Consider the following 20185-nt stretch of genomic DNA (forward strand, 5'->3'; position numbering starts at 1 on the left):
AAAATGGAAAAGACAAACAGTCATCTCGATACCGCATACGACCCGAAAGAGATCGAACAGAAGCTGTACGATCACTGGGAAAACCAGGGTTATTTCAAGCCAAACGGTGATACCAGCCAGGAAAGCTTCTGCATCATGATCCCGCCGCCGAACGTCACCGGCAGCCTGCACATGGGTCACGCCTTCCAGCAGACCATCATGGACACCATGATCCGTTACCAGCGCATGCAGGGTAAAAACACCCTGTGGCAGGCCGGTACCGACCATGCCGGTATCGCCACCCAGATGGTGGTTGAGCGCAAGATCGCCGCAGAAGAAAACAAAACTCGCCATGACTATGGCCGCGATGCGTTCATCGACAAAATCTGGCAGTGGAAAGCGGAATCCGGCGGCACCATCACCCGCCAGATGCGTCGCCTGGGCAACTCCGTGGACTGGGAGCGCGAGCGCTTCACCATGGACGAAGGCCTGTCCAACGCGGTACGCGAAGTGTTTGTCCGTCTGCACAAAGAAGATCTGATCTACCGCGGCAAACGCCTGGTGAACTGGGATCCGAAACTGCGCACCGCCATCTCCGACCTGGAAGTGGAAAACCGCGAGTCCAAAGGCTCCATGTGGCACCTGCGCTATCCGCTGGCTGATGGCGCCAAAACCGCCGAAGGCAAAGATTACCTCGTGGTCGCCACCACCCGTCCGGAAACCGTGCTCGGAGATACCGGCGTAGCGGTAAACCCAGAAGACCCGCGCTACAAAGATTTGATCGGCAAAGAAATCATTCTGCCGCTGGTGGGCCGCCGCATCCGCATCGTCGGTGACGAGCACGCCGATATGGAAAAAGGCACCGGCTGCGTGAAAATCACCCCGGCGCACGACTTTAACGACTACGAAGTCGGTAAACGTCACGGCCTGCCGATGATCAACATCCTGACTTTCGACGGCGATATCCGCCAGGAAGCGGAAGTGTTCAACACCCTCGGCGAAATCTGCACCGATTACTGCAACGAAATCCCGGCCCAGTTCCGTGGCCTGGAGCGTTTCGCGGCGCGTAAAGCGGTGGTTGCCGCCTTTGACGAATTGGGCCTGCTCGACGAGATCAAACCGCACGACCTGACGGTGCCTTACGGCGACCGCGGCGGCGTGGTGATCGAACCCATGCTGACCGACCAATGGTACGTACGTACCGCCCCGCTGGCGAAAGTGGCGGTGGAAGCGGTTGAGCAAGGCGAAATTCAGTTCGTGCCGAAGCAGTACGAAAACATGTACTTCAGCTGGATGCGCGACATTCAGGACTGGTGTATCTCTCGTCAGCTGTGGTGGGGTCACCGTATCCCGGCCTGGTACGACGTGAACGGCAAAGTCTACGTGGGCCGCAGCGAAGAAGAAGTACGCAGCGAAAACAACCTGGGCGCCGACGTGGTGCTGACTCAGGACGAAGACGTGCTGGACACCTGGTTCTCTTCCGGTCTGTGGACCTTCTCTACCCTGGGCTGGCCAGAGCAGACCGACGCGCTGAAAACCTTCCACCCGACCAGCGTGATGGTCAGCGGCTTCGACATCATCTTCTTCTGGATTGCGCGCATGATCATGCTGACCATGCACTTCATGAAGGACGAAAACGGCAAGCCGCAGGTTCCGTTCAAGACGGTCTACATGACCGGTCTGATCCGCGACGACGAAGGGCAGAAGATGTCCAAGTCGAAAGGCAACGTGATCGACCCGCTCGACATGGTTGACGGCATCTCGCTCGAAGACCTGCTGGAAAAACGCACCGGCAACATGATGCAGCCGCAGCTGGCGGAGAAAATCCGCAAGCGCACTGAGAAGCAGTTCCCGAACGGCATCGAGCCGCACGGCACCGACGCCCTGCGCTTCACCCTGGCGGCGCTGGCCTCTACCGGCCGTGACATCAACTGGGACATGAAGCGCCTGGAAGGCTACCGCAACTTCTGTAACAAGCTGTGGAACGCCAGCCGCTTCGTGCTGATGAACGCGGAAGGTCAGGACTGCGGCTTCAACGGCGGCGAGAAAGTGCTGTCGCTGGCGGACCGCTGGATCCTGGCCGAATTCAACCGTACGGTGAAAGCTTACCGCGAAGCGCTGGACACCTACCGCTTCGATCTGGCCGCCAACATCCTGTACGAATTCACCTGGAACCAGTTCTGTGACTGGTACCTGGAGCTGACCAAGCCGGTCGTGAGCAACGGCAGCGAAGCGGAACAGCGCGGCACCCGCCACACGCTGATCACCGTGCTGGAAGCCCTGCTGCGCCTGGCGCACCCGGTGATCCCGTTCATTACCGAAACCATCTGGCAGCGCGTGAAAACCCTGACCGGCGAAACCGCAGACACCATTATGCTGCAACCCTTCCCAGAGTACGACGCCGCGTTGGAAGACGCGCAGGCGCTGAACGATCTGGAGTGGATCAAGCAGGCGATCACCGCGGTGCGTAACATTCGTGCCGAGATGAATATCGCTCCGAGCAAACAGCTGGAAGTGCTGCTGCGCAACTGCAGTGCCGACGCTCAGCGTCGCGTGCAGGAGAACCAGAGCTTTATCGAGCGTCTGGCGCGTCTGGAGTCTATCGCCCTGCTGCCTGCGGGTGACAAAGGCCCGGTATCGGTCACCAAACTGGTGGACGGCGCCGAGCTGCTGATCCCTATGGCCGGCTTTATCGATAAAGACGCCGAAATTGCGCGTCTGTCGAAAGAGATGGGCAAGCTGGATGCAGAAATCGCCTCAATCGAAGGCAAGCTGGCCAACGAAGGCTTTGTAGCGCGCGCGCCGGAAGCCGTGGTCGCCAAAGAGCGCGAACGTCTGGCAGCCTGCAAAGAAGGTAAAGTGAAGCTACAGGAACAGCAGGCGACCATCACCGCGCTGTAATCTTTCGGTTCACTGCAACAGTTGAAAAACAGCGGGGATTTCCCCGCTGTTTTTTTATCGCCGTTGCATCAGCCATATAAATACCCAATAGATTTCGAGATGCAGGAAGGCGGCAAGTGAGCGAAGCCCCAGGAGCTTACATAAGTAAGTGACTGGGGTAAGAAAACGCAGCCAACACATCTGCAGCTTGAAAGATGAAGGGTATAGATGTTATTACAAGATATTAAAGCTGCATGGACGCCGCCGAGATATAACCCCGGCGCGTTTTTGTCTGCACAAAAAACGATATTCCGGAGCCCTTCGGGTTCTTTTTATGGCGAGTGTAACTATGACAACAGCAACCCCAGTACGTCTTCTGGTGCGCCCAATAACGGCTGACGACAATGCCGCTATTGCTAATGTCATTCGCGAAGTCTCTGCCGAGCACGGCCTGACGGCGGACAAAGGCTATACCGTTTCCGACCCCAATCTGGACGTCTTGTATCAGCTCTACAGCCTGCCACGCAGCGCTTATTGGGTGATAGAAGTCGATGGCCGGATTGCCGGCGGTGGCGGCGTGGCCCCGCTGCAGGGCGGTGACGACGATATTTGCGAATTACAGAAAATGTATTTCCTGCCGATTTTGCGCGGCCAGGGCCTGGCAAAACGCCTGGCGCTGCAGGCACTGGAGTTTGCCCGTCAACAGGGCTTCCGCTGTTGTTATTTGGAAACCACCGCCAGCCTGACGCAGGCCATCGGCCTGTACGAGCATCTGGGCTTCGAACATATCGACCACGCCATGGGCACCACTGGCCACGTCGACTGCGAAGTCACCATGCTGAAAACGCTTTAATCTTGCTGCTGCGCCCACGGTCATCACGGGCGCAGTATTCAGCCTCCCTACGCCGTTACCCTGCCCTTGATCGCCAGCTCAATCCGGCTCAGCACCAGGCTGGTCAGGTAGGACACCACAATCAGCAGCAGCAGGATCAGCGGCGTATAGCGCGGCGCAAAAATCAGCTTTTGGGTAAAGTAATAGCAGTAGAAGCTGTGGGTCAGCCACATGTACATCGAATGCTTGCCCAACTCGCCCACCACCCGATTCACCGTGCTGCCCAGCCCGTCTGCGGTTTTCATCATCGCGATGATAAACAGCGGCGTCACCAGCAGCAGCCCCGGATTATGGGCGACGATAAACACCGCTACCGTCACCATCAGCAAGATCAGCGGATGGGTGCGGCTCAGGGTAACAATCAGCTTCGACAGCCAGAAGTCCGCCGGCATTTGCTTGCTGCGGCCAAACACCATGCCAAAGCCGAAAGGCAGTAGCCAGGTGCAATATTCGATCACGATTTCAGGCGCCCAGGCGAAATACTGCAGCCCTCTGCCGCACAGCGCCGCCAGAACCAGCAGCCCCAGCAAAGGGTAGATATTCAGCCGCGACAACAGCGGCAGAGAAAGCACGTACAGCACATAGAGTTTGAAGAACCACCACTCGCTGTTATACGTGGATTTAATGCCAATCAGGTTTTCGAGAAACAGCGGCAGGGAAAGGCTATACCTTTCTCCGGGAAAGAAGAAAATGCCGATAGGGACAAAGATAAATAACACTATCCAATAGCTGATATATAAATTCTTCAGCTTTCCCCAGATATAGTGAAACGACACTTCTTTTTTCAGCGCAAACCCGTAACCGGACAGAAACAGAAACATCGAAACGCAAATCTTGCCGAACAGACCAAGATACATTTCAAGATCAACGCTGTTAACAATATGATAGACCGGGATATCCGGGCTAATTCGGATCGGGTAGGCAAACAGGTGATGGATCAGCATCAATATGATGGCAATCCCTTTTAAATAATTAGATTTATTAATCGAAATGTCCATATTTCTTAATATCTTATCCAACCATAGAGTGGCTCATCATATAGCAGCATTTTTGTGCTGACATCCTCTTTCCCGCTCGGATAAATCTCATATTTAATATTCCGTTTAGAAACAATGCGCCGGATATTTATCACCGCGTATTTTTCGTTCCGGTATCGTCACGGTCGCGCAAACCACAAAAAATATTAATATGAACATTTTATTTTTTATATATTAAAATCAATTAGTTGATAAAAATTAAAAACAATTTATGTGATATTCATTAACAAATTAACGATTTGAAATTGACCTGCCGTCCGCTTGCGATACTCTGCCATGACAGGCTCATGCCGTAATCGCACTGGGAGCAGTCATGTCGGAAAACGCTTTTGATTACATCATTGTCGGCGCAGGTTCCGCCGGCTGCGTACTGGCAGCGCAGTTGATCCGCCGCACTCAGGCACGGGTGTTACTGCTGGAAGCCGGTGGCGACGACAATAATTTATTCATCAAGATGCCGGCCGGCGTGGCGAAAATCATCGCCAAAAAAAGCTGGCCCTACGAAACCGAACCCGAGCCGCACGCCAACAACCGCCGCATGCAGATCGCCCAGGGCAAGGTGTTGGGCGGCAGCAGCTCGGTCAACGGCATGATCTATATTCGTGGCCAGCGGCAGGATTACGACGAGTGGGCCGAACGTTACGGCTGCGTCGGCTGGGGCTATCAGGACGTGCTACCCTATTTCAAACGTGCCGAGGCCAACGAGAGCCTGTCCGACGCCTATCACGGCGGTGAGGGCCTGCTGCCGGTCAGCGAGAACCGCTACCGACACCCGCTCAGCATGGCGTTTATCCGCGCCGGCCAGGAACTGAACCTGCCCTACCGCAACGATTTCAACGGCGACAGCCAGCACGGCGTCGGCTTCTACCAGACCACCACCCATAACGGCGAGCGCGCCAGCACTGCACGCACCTACCTGAAAGCGGTGCGCAACGACCAACGCCTGGTGGTGAAACTGAATGCGCTGGTGCACCGCGTGGTATTGGACAACAACATCGCCACCGGCGTGGTGTATAGCCAAAACGGCGGTGCCGAAGTCACCGCGCATGCGGCAAAGGAAGTGATCCTCAGCGCCGGCGCGGTAGGATCGCCGAAGATCCTGATGCTGTCAGGCATTGGGCCACGCGAACATCTGCAACAGTTGGGCATAACGCCGCTCGCCGATCTGCCGGTGGGCAAGAACTTCCACGATCACCTGCATACGTCGATCAACGTCAGCACCCGACAACCGATCAGCCTGTACGGTGCCGATCGCGGGCTGCAGGCGCTACGCCACGGCACCGAATGGCTGGCGTTTCGCAGCGGCGTGCTGAGCTCCAACGTACTGGAAGGCGCCGCCTTCACCGACAGCCAGGGTGACGGCCGGCCCGACGTGCAAATCCACTTCCTGCCGATGCTCGACAGCTGGGACGACGTGCCCGGCGAACCGCTGCCCAATATCCACGGTTTCACGCTCAAGGTCGGTTATCTGCAGCCCAAGGCGCGAGGGGAAGTCCTGCTGCGCAGCCGCGATCCGCGCGATCCGGTGAAGCTGCACACCAATTACCTCGGCCATCCGGAAGATCTGGCCGGCAGCGTGCGCGCGGTGAAATTCGGCCTGCGCTTTCTGCAAACCGCGGCCCTCAAGCCGCTGATCAAAGATCTGCTGATGCCGCAGCCGGCGTGGTTGAACGATGACGCCCAGCTGGAGGAGTTTGTGCGCAACTTCTGCAAGACGGTGTATCACCCGGTAGGCAGTTGCCGCATGGGCCAATCGCCGCAGGACTCGGTGACCGATCTGCAACTGCGGGTGCACGGTTTTGAGCGACTGCGGGTGATCGACTGCTCGGTGATGCCGCAGGTCACCAGCGGCAATACCAATGCGCCGACCATTATGCTGGCGGAAAAAGCGGTGGATTTGCTGCTGGGCGCACCGGCGTAACTGAGTTGCGCGGGCGCCCGACTATCAGGCGAAGGCGGGCACGCCGCTGTGGAAGCGGAACTCGCTGTCCGGCGTTTGGATAAGCTCTGCTTCAATGCGGCCGAAATGGGCCACCCGCTCACTGATGTCGCCACCGGCTATCTGTTCGGCAAGCTGCAGGTAATCCTGATAGTGGCGCGCTTCGGAGCGCAGCAGCGAAACGTAGAAACGGTTTAACTCGTCGTCCAGATGCGGTGCCAACCGGGCAAAGCGCTCGCAGGAGCGGGCTTCGATATAGGCACCGCAAATCAGCTTATCAATCAGCGTGGCCGGATCGTGGGTGCGGATCTCGCGGATCATGCCTTTGGCATAGCGGCTGGCGGTGATCTTTTTATACGGGATCTGCCGCGCCAGCATGATCTCCAGCACCTGCGAGAAGTGATGCAGCTCTTCTTTGATCAGCAACACCATCTTGTCCGCCAGATCCTGGCCGTAGGCCGAGCCGTTCTTAGGCAAGATCTTGCGGGTGAAATTGTTTTGCTGGAACAAGGCTTCCGGCACGCCCTGCGCTTCATGCAGAAACGCTTCATAAGGCCTTAGCAGCGCCAACAAGGCATCGCCGCTCTCCTTGTCTGCCACGTAACGGCGGATTAGCCACATGCCGGTTTGCGCCGCTTTCAGCTCGCACACCATATGGTCGGTCAGCAACAGCGGCAGGTTTTCCGGACGACGGGCGGCGTCGATCCAGGCGTCTGGGGTTTCGCAATGCAGGAAGTTTAAAATGGGGGCTAACAGGGATTGGTATTTCATCTGCTTCAACTGCCCTGTGCATTTCAAGTTACAGCTAGCGCTGCGGCTTGAAAAACGGCGGGATAGGCGGGGCCGGCGAGCGCCGGCCCACAAGATTAATTAATGGCGTTTACCGTCGTCGTCTTCGTCGATGAAGTCACCTTCTTCTTCGTCGTCGTCACCTTCTTCGCCGTTCGGATCTTCAAAGTAGGTGCCCCAACCGTCGTAGTTGACGCCGCAACGTGCTGCCAACGCCACCAGCTGCTCTACCTGAGTGTCGATCAGCTCGGCGTTGAGACCGATTTCGCTGATCACGTCACAGCACATCACCAGGGTACCGTCTTCCACTTCCAGCTCTTCGGCGTCGGTCACTTCGTAGCCCAACTTGAAGGCTTCAACGGCGGCCTGCTCCAGCACTTCAAACTTCTCAGCAGAAAGGTGGTGTTCGATAGTGTAGAGCGCTTCCGGATCGCTGCCGTCTTCCAGCAGTTCTTCGATGATCAGGCGGGTCTCTTCACGTTGTTCTTCTAGCTGTTCGCGGTTTGCCATGCCTATATCCTCAAGTCAAATGGCCTGTATTCCTTCTATTTTCACACACCGTCGGCATTGCTTCCACGATAAACGTGAAAGATTTCTCCCACGGGGTTGAAATTGAATATTCATACATATAAAGTGAATTTTAATTCAATAACAACAATCAGGATACACGGCAATGAGTAGCATAAACCCGTTCTACAAACGTCACTTCCTAAGGTTAATGGATTTCACCCCGGCGGAGCTTCAGGCGCTGCTGCAGCTTTCGGCCGAATTAAAGCAGGCCAAGCGGAAAGGCCAGGAAAAACGCCACCTGCAGGGCAAAAATATTGCGCTCATCTTCGAAAAAGACTCGACCCGTACCCGATGCTCTTTCGAAGTTGCCGCTTTCGATCAGGGTGCTCAGGTCACCTATCTGGGCCCAAGCGGCAGCCAGATCGGTCATAAAGAATCGATGAAAGACACCGCCCGGGTGCTGGGCCGGATGTATGACGGTATTCAATACCGCGGTTATGGTCAGGCGCTGGTGGAAACCCTGGCCAACCATGCCGGCGTACCGGTGTGGAACGGGTTGACCAACGAGTTCCATCCGACCCAGTTGCTGGCGGATCTGCTGACCGTACAGGAGCACCTACCGGGCAAGCCGCTGAGCGAGGTGAAGCTCGCCTACCTTGGCGACACCCGCAACAACATGGGCAACACCCTGCTGGAAGCTGCCGCCCTGGCGGGCATGGACCTGCGACTGGTGGCGCCGAAGGCCTGCTGGCCACAGCCGGAGCTGGTGGCAGAGTGCCAGACATTGGCAAAACAGACCGGCGCCAAGATCACCCTGACCGAAGACATTGCCGAAGGGGTGAAGGACGCGGACTTTCTGTATACCGACGTGTGGGTATCGATGGGCGAGCCGAAAGAAACCTGGCAGGAGCGTATCGCGCTGCTGAAGCCTTATCAGGTCAATATGGCGATGGTGAAACTGACCGGTAACCCGAACGTCAAATTCCTGCACTGCCTGCCGGCGTTTCACGACGACCAGACCACGCTCGGTAAGCAAATGGCCGAACAATACGGGCTGCACGGCGGCATGGAAGTCACCGATGAGGTGTTCGAATCTGCACACAGCGTGGTGTTCGATCAGGCCGAGAACCGCCTGCATACCATCAAGGCGGTGATGGTCGCCACCCTAAGCGAAACGTTTTAATCTGCATTGCCGGGGCGCAGTGATCCAGCACGCTGCGTCCCCCTCTCGCCTTTTCCGTCTAATATATTTTAAGCATATCAAATAGCCGATTGGCCTTTGTCAGCCGCCGACAAAGACTCTACCGTGGCATTCTGGCGGCGAAAACGCCGTGAAAACAAACGATAACAATAATTTCTTGCCGTACATTCAAGGGAAAACATCGATGAAAGCCAAAGTCCTGCCGCTGTTGATACTTGCCGCCCTGTCCTCCTCCGCGCTGGCCGCCACCCCGCCCAATACGCTGGTGGTCGTGCAATCGCTCGACGATATCGTCAGCCTGGATCCGGCGGAAGCCAACGAGCTGTCGAGTATCCAGACCGTCCCAAGCCTGTATCAGCGGCTGGTGCAGGCGGATCGCGACGATCCGGCGAAAGTGGAACCGGTGCTGGCGGAAAGCTGGCAGGGCAACGCCGCAGCCAAAACCCTGACTATCAAACTGCGTCCGCAGGCGACCTTCGCCTCCGGCAACCCGCTGACCGCCGATGACGTGATATTTTCCTTTAGCCGCGCGGTGAAGATGAACAAGTCACCAGCGTTTATCCTCAACGTTCTCGGCTGGCAGCCGGACAACATCGACGCACAGCTGAAAAAAATCGACGACCACAGCCTGCAACTGAGCTGGACGGCGAACGTCAGTCCTGCGGTGGCGCTGAATATTCTCTCCACGCCGATCGCCTCGATCGTCGACAGCAAGGCGGTGCAGCCTAACGCCAAAGACGGCGACTACGGCAATGCCTGGCTGAAAATGCACTCCGCCGGCAGTGGGCCGTTTAAAATGCGCGTCTATCAACCGCATCAGGCGATTGTGCTGGACGCCAACCCGACGTCGCCGGGCAGCAAGCCACTGCTGAAAAGCATCATCATTAAAAGCGTGCCGGACTCCGCCACTCGCCGCCTGTTGATCCAGCAAGGTGACGCAGATGTGGCGCGCGAACTGGGCCCGGACCAAACCGTGGCGCTGAAAAATCAGCCGGGCGTGAAGGTGCTGGAAATCCCCTCTGCCGAGCAGAATTACCTGGTGTTCAACACCGGCAATACCGCCAATCCGCTGTTGAAAAACCCGGCGTTCTGGGAAGCGGCGCGCTATCTGATCGACTATCAGGGCATCACTAAAGATCTGTTGAAGGGCCAATATTTTGTGCACCAGAGCTTCCTGCCGGTCGGCTTGCCGGGCGCGCTGAAAGACAATCCGTTCAGTTTCGATCCGGCCAAAGCCAAGGCCATTCTGGCCAAGGCCGGTATCACCAATGCCTCGCTGACGCTGGACGTCGAGAACAAACCGCCGTTTATTACTATTGCTCAGGCGTTGCAGGCCAGCTTTGCCGAAGGTGGCGTGAAGGTGGAACTGTTGCCGGCCGCCGGCAGCCAGGTTTATTCGCGGGTACGCGCCCGACAGCATCAGGCGGCGATCCGCCTGTGGATCCCGGACTATTTCGACGCCCACTCCAATGCCAGCGCCTTCGCCTATAACGACGGCAAGACCAGCACGGTCGCAGGCCTCAACGGCTGGCAGATCCCACAGTTGAACCAGCAAACGCTGGCGGCGGTGGCCGAAGCCGATCCCGCCAAGCGCAGCGCGCTGTACACTGCCATGCAGCAAGAACTGCAACGCAGTTCGCCGTATGTCTTTATCGATCAGGCGAAAACCGAAGTGGTGCTGCGCGATAACGTCAAAGGCTATCAGCAGGGTCTGAACGCCGACATGGTCTACTACGATCGCGTCAGCAAATAACTGACTCGCGCCGCGGAGCTCCACCGCCTGGTGAAATGATGATTAGGGGAGATTTTGCCCCTAAGGCCACTGGCAAAGTGCTCCAAAGTTTCGTAGTAAGGGCGTTGCATGCTGCGTCCTATCGCATAATCAATCGGTTAAATCGGGTCGAACATGTTCGACCCCTACCGGTTTAGCCATTATGCGGGTTAATCAGCGGTCTGAGGGTGGCTTCACCCCCCTTTAATCGGCAAGCGCTCTAGCGGGGAATACGTGCGGCGTTATAGCAGGTGATATCCACTTCAACCTTGCAATCCACTACCAGATCGGCGACCGCGCAAATCCGTGCCGGGGGATGAGCGGCAAAGAACTCGCGAAAGACTTTATTGAATGACTGGAAGTAACGCGCATCGGTCAGAATGACCTTAACGTGCACCACGTCTTCCAGGCCATATCCCGCTTCCGCCATAATATCCAGGCAGTTTTGGATCGCCAGTCGAGACTGATCGATAATCCCCCCCTCCACCACTTCACCGTCTTTCATCGGCGTTTGGCCGGAAATGTACAACCAGCCACCGGCTTCTACCGCGCGGGAAAAGGGCAGATGCTGTCCACCGGTTCCGGTTCCGCCGTCAATGCCGTATCTTTTGATCGTCATGCCTTGCTCCTGTCGATTGTGTTGCCCTGACGGCACAAAAACCGCCCGGCGCGCAGGCCGGTCACGGCCTGATGTTGATAACTCAGTACGCCGTTCACCCACACCGCGTCGATCCCTGCAGCGGGTTGCTGCGGTTGGCTGAACGTCGCGCTGTCTTTCACTTTCAATGCGTCAAACAATACCAGATCGGCGTAGTACCCTGTTTTGATCAGCCCACGCTGCGGCAGTTGATAACGCGCCGCCGACATACCGCTCATTTTGTGCACCGCCACCGTGAGCGGGAACAAACCTTCATCGCGGCTGTAGTGGCCCAGCACGCGGGGAAAAGCGCCCCACAGGCGCGGGTGCGGCATCGGATCGTTCGGCAGGCCATCCGATCCCACCATGGTCAGCGGATAGCGCAATACCCGGCGCACATCCTGCTCGTCCATGTTGTAATAAATCGCCCCCGCCGGCATCAGCCGTTTGCCGGCCTCATGCAGGCTCATTGACCAGGCCCCGGCGATGTCCCGCAAGGATTGCCCCGCCATCTCCGGGTGCGGTTCGGACCAGGTGATGACGATATCGAACTCATCGGTGATCTGTTTTAAATCCAGCGTCGATGAACTGGCGGAATAAGGGTAACAGTCGCAGGACACGTCCTGCGTCTGGCGCACCTTGTCGAACAGCTTGAGCGTTTCCTGCGTGCGGCCCCAGTTTTTGGCCCCGGCGCATTTGTGGTGCGAAATCACCACCGGCACCCGGCCATGGCGGCCAATGTGGAATGCCTCCTCCATTGCCTCGAGTATGGGCTCAAATTCAGAACGCAGGTGAGTGGTGTAAATCCCCTGCTCACCCGCCAGCTCTTCCGCCAATGCCATCACCTCTTGCGTGGGGGCAGAGAACGCCGAGGCATACGCCAGACCGGTACTCAGCCCCAAAGCGCCCTGTTGCAACGCGGCACGCAGCTGCTCACGCATGGCGCAGATTTCCTCGGCATTAGCCGGGCGAAACAGGTCGTCCATCTGGTTACTGCGCAGCGTGGTGTGCCCGATCAGCGTCGCCACATTCACCGCCGGCGTCGCGGCCTCGACCTGCTGACGATAATCGGCAATCGTGGGGTAAACGAAATGCGCTTTTTCTCCCAGCAGGTTCATTGGATCGGGCACGCTGGTTTTGATCACCGCCCCGGCAGCACTGATGCCGCAGTTGCCGACAATCACCGTTGTCACCCCCTGAGATATCTTCGGCAGCATCTCGGGCATGCGGATCACGTTGGTGTCGTCGTGAGTATGTACGTCGATAAACCCCGGCGACAGCACCCGCCCCCGGCCGTCGATCACCACCTCGGCTTCAGCCTCTATGGCTGGTGCAATCGCCCCAATCCGATCGTCTTTCACCGCCACATCGGCACGGTATTGCGGCCCGCCGCTGCCGTCGATCACCGTGACATTTTTAATCAGATACTGATACCGCATGAATCATCATCCTCAGGTTAGTGTCTTGGGGCAGCGACTCAGTCCCCCAGCGGCTGCCGATCTTCTCCTCCACGGTGACTGTCCAGCGCCAGCTTGATGCGACGCAGACGGTCCCGGGACTGGCGTTTATTCGCCATGGCCAGCGCCGTCGCCAGCACGTCGACCATCGCCAACATGGCGTAGCGCGAAGTGCTGGGTTTATAGATGTAATCATTTTCCCGCACCACCAGCGCCAACAGCACGTCGGCCTGCGCCGCCAGCGGCGTTCCTGCCGGCGTGATGGCCACCACTTTGGCCCCGTACTGGCGAGCAATCGCCGCACTTTCCACCACTTCCTGCGTGTAGCCGCCCAGCGACAGCGCCACCACCACATCCTGCCTGGCCACCGCCGCCGCCATCATGCGCACCAGCAAGCCGTCGCTTTGCGCGGTCACCGGCAGCCCGAGCCGAAACAGGCGGTGCTGTACCTCAGCGGCACAAATGGTCGAACCGCCCCCCATGCCAATGGCCAGAATTTGCCGCGCGTCGCTGAGCCACTCCACCGCTTTGGCCAGCGCCGGCTCGTCGATCGTCCGGCGGTTAATCGTCAGGACATTGATGATGGTTTCGTAAATCCCCTGGATCCCTTCCAGGTCCGGTTCTTCATGGATAAACCGTTGCCCCACCGCCAACGACTGCGCCAGCTTGACCTTAAGGTCCCGCACGTCACGGCAGCCCAGCGTTTTGGCGAAGCGCGTGATCGAGGCCTGGCTGACGTTGGCCTGTCGGGCCAGCTCGGCAATCGGCAAAGCGGTCACCGCGTCCGCCTCGTCCAGAATGAATTGCGCGATACGTTTTTCGGCGCTGCTCAGCTCAATAAAAAGCTCTGTAATGCGCGAGATAATGTCGATATCCACACCCATCGCCTCACCCCATAGTGATTAAATTTTGTCATTTACAATGCAAGAAAACAGTGGAAGACTACACAAAAATCAGCGTTAAAAATGATACTTTGTACCCTAAAATCAAAAAATAATATTTAAATCCAATTAAAATCAAATAAATAAATCAAGATACCCCAATTTAAAAAAGATAGATCACCCAAAGGATAATGTTATGAAATACCAAAAAGATTTCACCGTTACCCATAAGGCCGCCGTGCTGCGCAGTGACCCGTCTGCGCCGGCAAACCTGCTTAACGAAGATGTCTGCCTGCCGGCCGCGGTGATCAAGCTCAGCAGCCTGGAAAACAATATCGCCTGGATGCAAAACTATGCCGATGCACGCGGCGTCTCGCTGGCCCCGCACGGTAAAACCACCATGACCCCCTGGATCTTCCAGCGTCAGGTAGCCCAGGGCGCCTGGGCGGTGGGCGTCGGTTCCGCCTGGCAGGCGAAGGTGGCAATGGAGGCGGGCGTACCCCGGGTGCTGATGGCCAACCAACTGGTCGGCAAGGCCAATATGCGACTCGTGGCCGAATTGAAAGCGCAACATCCCTCCACCCTTTTCCTTTGCTGCATCGACAGCCTGAGCAATGCGCAAGCCCTCTCGGCGTTTTTCAGCCAGCATGGGCAAACCCTGGATGTCCTGTTGGAACTGGGCGTGCCCGGTGGCCGCTGCGGCTGCCGTAGCGTGGCACAAGCCGAGCAACTGGCGCAGGATATTGCCGGGCTGCCAGGGCTGCGCCTGCAGGGTATCGAGCTATATGAAGGCGTGATGCACGGCGACGACGCCCAGAGTAAAATCGAACGGTTCCTGCGTGACGCCGCCGGCTTGCTGCGTGAACTGCACCGGCAACGTCTGCTCAGCGGTGAAGAAGCAATCCTCACCGGTGCGGGCTCTTCCTGGTATGACGTGGTTTGCCGCGTTTGGGGTGAAGAGTCTTTGCCGGAAAACTGCCGTCGGGTGATCCGCCCCGGCTGTTACATCACCCACGATCGGGGAATTTATCAGGACGCGCAAAATGCGGTGCTGGCCCGCGATAGCTACGCCTGCGATCTGGCGGGGGAGCTAACCTCGGCATTGGAATTGATAGCGCTGGTACAGTCGGTGCCGGAGCCGGGCCGGGTTATCGTCAATTTTGGCAAGCGAGACGCGGCTTTCGACGCCGGATTACCGCAGCCGATCGCCCATTACCGCAACGGGATTCGGCAAGACAGCAGCGTGCAGCAGTTGACCACCCAGGGGGTTATGGACCAGCACGCCATGTTAAGCTGCCCGGCAGACTTCCCGGTGCAGGTTGGAGATATACTGGTGTTTGCCACCTCTCACCCCTGCCTGACCTTCGATAAATGGAAGACGCTGTTGGTGATTGATGATAATTACAACGTTATAGAAACCGTTGAGACATTTTTCTGAGCTCGGAAAAGGATATTTCATGACCAGCCTGCCCACCGACAGCCTGCTGTCGGTGCAGAATCTTTCTCTGGCGACCCCAGGGAAGGCCCCGCGAATTGATCGGGCCAGCTTCAGTATTCAACCCGGTGAATCCGTTACCATTATCGGCCCGAACGGCAGTGGGAAATCCACGCTATTGCGGCTACTGACCTGTGAGCTCAAGCCGACCGAAGGCGAAATTCTCTTTCAGGGAAAGCCCCTAGCCAGCTTAAAACCCCAGCAACGCGCCCGCGCTATCGCCTTGCTGAGCCAGCACGATGATGCGGATTTACGGCTGAAGGTTAGCGAGTATGTGGCGCTGGGACGACTGCCCTGGCTGGCCGATCATTCGCCATCTCAACACACGCTGATAGTTGCAAAAGCGGTGGAGGAGGTGGGTATCGGCCACCTGCAACATAGCCCGCTGGGCAAGCTTTCAGGCGGTGAACGCCAGCGCGCCGGGTTCGCCAGAGCATTGGCGCAGCAGCCGTTGCTGTTATTGCTTGATGAACCCACTAACCATCTCGATCCGCTGGCCCGACATCAACTGCTGTCGCTGATCCATGAAAAAAAGATAGCCACGATAAAAGTGCTGCACGATCTCGAGCTGGTGCAACCCTTTTCCGATAAGGTGATGATCATCAATAAAGGGAAAATCCTTTGTTATGACCGCCCTGAAAGGGTGCTGGAATCGGCGCACCTGCAACAGGTGTTTGGCATGAGAACGCTGCAGGTTCGTCATCCGGAAAGCGGCGAAGCTGTGCGTTTCTTCGAGGCTTTACCGACATAATCCCCGCGATATTCGCCACAATCGACAATTGTTTGATCTAACTATATTTGTCATACGAATTATTCCGGTATGTTGCCCCCGTTTCCAATAAACCGGGTTATTGACTTCGGTTTTGCCGTTTTGCCCACGGGGTTACCCGAGTGGGATGACCTTCCTCCGCCCCACTGACGCCAGGCCAGACAACCGACGGTAATGCCCAATCAATAGCCTTTCGGTGCAATGAATCTGGAGTCGATGTGAAAAAGTTAACCCTCGCCGCGTTACTGGCATTCACCGCGGCAAGCGCCGGGGCCTCTGGTTTCCCGGTTACGGTGGACAACTGCGGTCAGCCCCTGACCTTTGAACGCCCGCCACAGCGTGCCATTATTCAAGATATCAATATGTCGCAAATGGCCTTTGCCCTGCAGCTCCAGCCTTCTATCGTCGGCGTGACAGGGATCTCCGGCTGGTACAAAAACATCCCTGAATTCACGCAGCAGCAGGGAACCATTCCTGAACTGGCCGCCAAATACCCGACGATCGAAAACCTTCTTGCCGCCAGCCCAGACCTGTTCTTCGCCGGTTGGAATTATGGTCTTCGTGGGGAAGTGACCCCGCAAGCGCTGGCAAAATTCAATATCAAAACGCTGGTGTTGAGTGAAAGCTGCATCCACGTCGACAATCATCGGCCGCGGGCCAGTATGGATTTGCTCTACGACGATATGATCAGGCTCGGCAAAGTCTTTGGTAAACAGGAACAGGCGGAAAAACTGGTCGCAGGCTGGCAACGGCAGGTGGCAGATATCCATCGCAAAATTGCGACGCAAAAACCCGTCAGGGTGTTCCTTTATGATTCCGGCGAAGAAAAGCCCTACACCAGCGGGGCCTACGCCATGCCGACGGCGATTATTGAAGCCGCTGGGGCAACAAACGTGATGGATACCCTGAACACCAGTTGGGTGAACACCAATTGGGAAAGCGTGGCGGCGACAGAGCCTGAATTTATCATTCTGGTGGACTATCAGGCTGAGCCCACCGACAGCATCGATGCGCGGCAGCTTTTCCTTGAACAACACCCCCTGATGAAGCAAACCCCGGCAGTGGTTCATCACCGCTATTTGAAATTGAAATACCAGGCGTTAACACCGGGGCCGGTCAATATTGAGGCGATCCACAAACTGGCTCAGGCCCTTTATCCTGCCGCTGTTAGCTGATGTCGGAAAAAATACGTTTCAGGCTGGCCTGGACCCTCGCCCCGCTGTTATTGGCAGGGTTAATCTTCGCCAATGTCGCCCAAGGCAGCGTGTCGCTCTCTCTTGCCCAGGTGTTGAGCGCGCTGGGCATCATCCCGGGTGATGTGTCCCCCATGATCAAGAGCATCGTGCTGGAACTGCGTTTGCCACGCACCTTGCTTGGGCTACTGGCGGGGGCTGGCCTGGCGTTGGTCGGCGCACTGTTGCAAACCACAACCCGCAACGATTTGGCCGATCCCTTTCTGTTTGGCCTCTCCTCTGGCGCCTCCGCCGGCGTGGTGCTGGTGATGACCCGTCTCGGTGATAGCCTCGGGGCCTGGACGTTACCGGTGTCTTCCTTTGCCGGTGGTATACTCTCTGCTGCCGTGGTGCTGGTTATTTTTATGACTCAATCGCAAAAAGGCACCGAAAAACTGATTATCTGCGGGCTGGCGGTCTCTTTTTTATTCGGGGCCTTCACCAACTATCTGGTTTTTTCCGGCGATCAGCGTACCGCCAGCAGCGTACTGTTCTGGACGCTGGGCGGGCTGGGGCTGGCCCGCTGGGATAATGTGATTTTTGCCTTGATAGCGCTGCTGTTGCTGGTGGTATTGATTGCCTTGCGCTGGCGATCGCTGGACGGCTTACTGGCGGGCGAACAGACCGCCGGCACGCTGGGCATCAACACCCGCCGTTTGCGCACGGAAGTGTTTCTTTGCTGTTCGCTGGCGACGGCATTACTGGTGGCATTGACCGGGGTGATAGGATTTGTCGGCTTAATGGTTCCCCATCTGGCGCGCCCTTTTACCGGCGTACGTCACCGGCGTCTGCTGCCGTTGGTCGGGGTGTTAGGGGCCATATTGCTCTCTGCCGGCGATCTGCTGAGCCGCGTCATCACCGCCCCCCAAGAGCTGCCCATCGGGATCATTACCGCCGGGCTGGGCGGTGTTTTCGTTCTGGTGATTTTGCTGCGCCGAGCCCACTGAAGATAAATTTTCTGCATGCGGCTAAAGGCCACCAGCCAATCGATTGCGAAATGACAAAAATCGGCGTTTTAGCGCTTGCAGTGAACAAAGGCGCGAGTATAATGCGCGACAATTTGCCAGGAGAAAGCATGAAAAACGACGTTTGTTTTGTTAGCCACAACCGACAAAACCGACTGCCAATCGGCAGCCAACTGCCGTTGTTTCTCCTGTTGCTAAACCGATCGTTTCAAGCCCCTCGTTGAGGGGCTTTTTTTTGCCTGAAAAATCTGTTCAAAGCCCCGCGCCACGGGCACGAGTCGAGGAGAGTGAAAAATGGCCAACCCGCTGTATCACAAACATATCATCTCTATTAACGATCTCAGCCGCGAGGATCTGGAGCTGGTGCTGCGCACCGCCGCCAGCCTGAAAGCCAATCCGCAACCCGAGCTGCTAAAACACAAGGTGATCGCCAGCTGCTTCTTTGAAGCCTCGACCCGTACCCGCCTGTCGTTTGAAACCTCGATGCACCGCCTGGGCGCTTCGGTAGTGGGTTTTGCCGACGGCAGCAACACCTCGCTCGGCAAGAAAGGCGAAACGCTGGCCGACACCATCTCGGTGATTGGCACCTACGTCGACGCCATCGTCATGCGTCATCCGCAGGAAGGCGCGGCGCGCCTGGCGACCGAATTCTCCGGCGGCATCCCGGTGCTCAACGCCGGTGACGGCGCCAACCAGCACCCGACCCAGACGCTGCTCGACCTGTTCACCATTCAGGAAACCCAGGGCCGCCTGAACAACATCAATATCGCCATGGTTGGCGACCTGAAATACGGCCGCACCGTGCACTCGCTGGCGCAGGCGCTGGCCAAGTTTGAAGGCAACCGCTTCTTCTTCATCGCGCCGGACGCGCTGGCAATGCCGGCCTATATCCTGCAAATGCTGGAAGAGAAAGGCATCGAGTTCAGCCTGCACAGCAGCATTGAAGAGGTGGTCCCCGAGCTGGATATTCTCTACATGACCCGGGTGCAGAAAGAGCGTCTGGATCCTTCCGAATACGCCAACGTGAAGGCGCAGTTCGTTCTGCGCGCAGCGGATCTGGCCGGCGCACGCGCCAACCTCAAGGTACTGCACCCGCTGCCACGCATTGACGAAATCACTACCGACGTGGACAAAACGCCGTACGCCTACTATTTCCAGCAGGCGGGTAACGGCATTTTCGCCCGTCAGGCGCTGCTGGCGCTGGTTTTAAACGCAGATTTGGCTCTTTAAGGGGGAACCGTCATGACTCACGATAACAAACTGCAGGTTGAAGCGATCAAGTGCGGCACGGTGATTGACCATATTCCGGCACAGATCGGGTTTAAGCTGCTGACGCTGTTCAAGCTGACCGCCACCGACCAGCGCATCACCATCGGCCTGAACCTGCCTTCCAACGAGCTGGGCCGTAAAGACCTGATCAAAATCGAAAACACCTTCCTGACGGAGCAACAGGCCAACCAACTGGCCATGTACGCGCCGAAAGCCACGGTTAACCGCATCGACAATTATGAAGTGGTGCGCAAACTGACCCTCAGCCTGCCGGATCACATCGACGGCGTGCTGACCTGCCCGAACAGCAACTGCATCAGCCGCAGCGAACCGGTGTCTTCCAGCTTTAGCGTGAAATCCCGCGACGGCGACGTACACCTGAAATGCCGCTACTGCGAAAAAGAGTTCGAGCATCAGGTGGTCTTGCAGGCGGACTGAGTTCGGCCGGCAGCCGGGAGATGAGGCTGTTATTCTCCCGGTGA

At 57.1% G+C, this 20185-nt stretch carries 17 protein-coding genes; 11 read left to right on the forward strand and 6 right to left on the reverse strand.

What is annotated here, in order from left to right:
* Positions 1-3: 3 nt before the first annotated feature.
* Together AC1RKC_RS19055 and AC1RKC_RS19060 are read left to right on the forward strand one after the other, a co-directional pair.
* Positions 4-2880 carry a valine--tRNA ligase gene (locus tag AC1RKC_RS19055; RefSeq protein ID WP_261104367.1) on the forward strand — a complete coding sequence of 959 codons (2877 nt, stop codon included), beginning with the start codon at positions 4-6 and terminating at the stop codon, positions 2878-2880.
* A 328-nt stretch (positions 2881-3208) separates the two neighbouring features.
* Positions 3209-3712 (forward strand): GNAT family N-acetyltransferase, encoded by a 504-nt coding sequence (locus AC1RKC_RS19060; protein WP_041414155.1) that lies wholly within the window; start codon positions 3209-3211, stop codon positions 3710-3712.
* A 47-nt stretch (positions 3713-3759) separates the two neighbouring features.
* On the opposite strand, the gene AC1RKC_RS19065 is transcribed toward AC1RKC_RS19060, so the two are convergent.
* A complete protein-coding gene (locus tag AC1RKC_RS19065; protein ID WP_046374614.1) occupies positions 3760-4749 on the reverse strand; it encodes an acyltransferase family protein in 990 nt (329 codons plus the stop codon).
* Between the two features lie 352 nt (positions 4750-5101).
* Here AC1RKC_RS19065 and AC1RKC_RS19070 point away from each other — a divergent pair, with 352 nt between their 5' ends.
* Complete coding sequence (locus AC1RKC_RS19070) at positions 5102-6709, forward strand: GMC family oxidoreductase (protein WP_493092692.1); 1608 nt, start codon at positions 5102-5104, stop codon at positions 6707-6709.
* A gap of 24 nt (positions 6710-6733) precedes the next feature.
* Here AC1RKC_RS19070 and miaE read toward each other — a convergent pair whose 3' ends face one another.
* Together miaE and rraB are read right to left on the reverse strand one after the other, a co-directional pair.
* Positions 6734-7498: a tRNA isopentenyl-2-thiomethyl-A-37 hydroxylase MiaE gene (miaE, locus tag AC1RKC_RS19075; protein ID WP_044554017.1), complete on the reverse strand. Its 765-nt coding sequence runs from the start codon at positions 7496-7498 to the stop codon at positions 6734-6736.
* Positions 7499-7597: 99 nt separating this feature from the next.
* On the reverse strand, positions 7598-8026 hold the full coding sequence (gene rraB / locus AC1RKC_RS19080) for a ribonuclease E inhibitor RraB (protein WP_020825014.1): 429 nt from the start codon (positions 8024-8026) through the stop codon (positions 7598-7600).
* A gap of 163 nt (positions 8027-8189) precedes the next feature.
* On the opposite strand from rraB, the gene argF reads away from it, so the two are divergent.
* Both argF and AC1RKC_RS19090 read left to right on the forward strand, forming a co-directional pair.
* A complete protein-coding gene (gene argF, locus AC1RKC_RS19085) occupies positions 8190-9209 on the forward strand; it encodes an ornithine carbamoyltransferase (RefSeq protein WP_115060264.1) in 1020 nt (339 codons plus the stop codon).
* Positions 9210-9411: 202 nt separating this feature from the next.
* Positions 9412-10980, forward strand: coding sequence for an ABC transporter substrate-binding protein (locus AC1RKC_RS19090; protein WP_116691371.1), 1569 nt, complete (start codon positions 9412-9414; stop codon positions 10978-10980).
* A gap of 238 nt (positions 10981-11218) precedes the next feature.
* On the opposite strand, the gene AC1RKC_RS19095 is transcribed toward AC1RKC_RS19090, so the two are convergent.
* Genes AC1RKC_RS19095 through AC1RKC_RS19105 form a run of 3 tightly spaced genes read right to left on the reverse strand, consistent with a single transcriptional unit; the run spans position 11219 to position 13976 of the window.
* Entirely contained in the window at positions 11219-11617 is a 399-nt protein-coding gene (locus AC1RKC_RS19095; protein ID WP_020825011.1) for a RidA family protein, read from the reverse strand.
* Entirely contained in the window at positions 11614-13074 is a 1461-nt protein-coding gene (locus tag AC1RKC_RS19100) for an N-acyl-D-amino-acid deacylase family protein (RefSeq protein WP_493092691.1), read from the reverse strand. Before AC1RKC_RS19100 ends, AC1RKC_RS19095 begins: the two co-directional genes overlap by 4 nt.
* 38 nt (positions 13075-13112) lie before the next feature.
* Positions 13113-13976: a MurR/RpiR family transcriptional regulator gene (locus AC1RKC_RS19105; protein WP_046374619.1), complete on the reverse strand. Its 864-nt coding sequence runs from the start codon at positions 13974-13976 to the stop codon at positions 13113-13115.
* Positions 13977-14169: 193 nt separating this feature from the next.
* On the opposite strand from AC1RKC_RS19105, the gene AC1RKC_RS19110 reads away from it, so the two are divergent.
* The 6 genes from AC1RKC_RS19110 (at position 14170) to pyrI (ending at position 20141) form a co-directional block, all read left to right on the forward strand.
* On the forward strand, positions 14170-15411 hold the full coding sequence (locus tag AC1RKC_RS19110; protein ID WP_493092690.1) for an amino acid deaminase: 1242 nt from the start codon (positions 14170-14172) through the stop codon (positions 15409-15411).
* 19 nt (positions 15412-15430) lie between these two features.
* Complete coding sequence (locus AC1RKC_RS19115; protein ID WP_493092689.1) at positions 15431-16219, forward strand: ABC transporter ATP-binding protein; 789 nt, start codon at positions 15431-15433, stop codon at positions 16217-16219.
* Positions 16220-16455: 236 nt separating this feature from the next.
* Positions 16456-17412 carry an ABC transporter substrate-binding protein gene (locus tag AC1RKC_RS19120; RefSeq protein WP_046374621.1) on the forward strand — a complete coding sequence of 319 codons (957 nt, stop codon included), beginning with the start codon at positions 16456-16458 and terminating at the stop codon, positions 17410-17412.
* Positions 17412-18416 carry a FecCD family ABC transporter permease gene (locus AC1RKC_RS19125; protein WP_337047708.1) on the forward strand — a complete coding sequence of 335 codons (1005 nt, stop codon included), beginning with the start codon at positions 17412-17414 and terminating at the stop codon, positions 18414-18416. Before AC1RKC_RS19120 ends, AC1RKC_RS19125 begins: the two co-directional genes overlap by 1 nt.
* A 312-nt stretch (positions 18417-18728) precedes the next feature.
* Complete coding sequence (gene pyrB, locus AC1RKC_RS19130) at positions 18729-19664, forward strand: aspartate carbamoyltransferase (RefSeq protein WP_020825004.1); 936 nt, start codon at positions 18729-18731, stop codon at positions 19662-19664.
* Positions 19665-19676: 12 nt separating this feature from the next.
* Positions 19677-20141 (forward strand): aspartate carbamoyltransferase regulatory subunit, encoded by a 465-nt coding sequence (gene pyrI, locus AC1RKC_RS19135; RefSeq protein ID WP_020825003.1) that lies wholly within the window; start codon positions 19677-19679, stop codon positions 20139-20141.
* The last annotated feature ends 44 nt before the right edge of the window (positions 20142-20185 follow it).

The organism is Serratia sp. GW822-FHT06E05 (assembly GCF_058799445.1).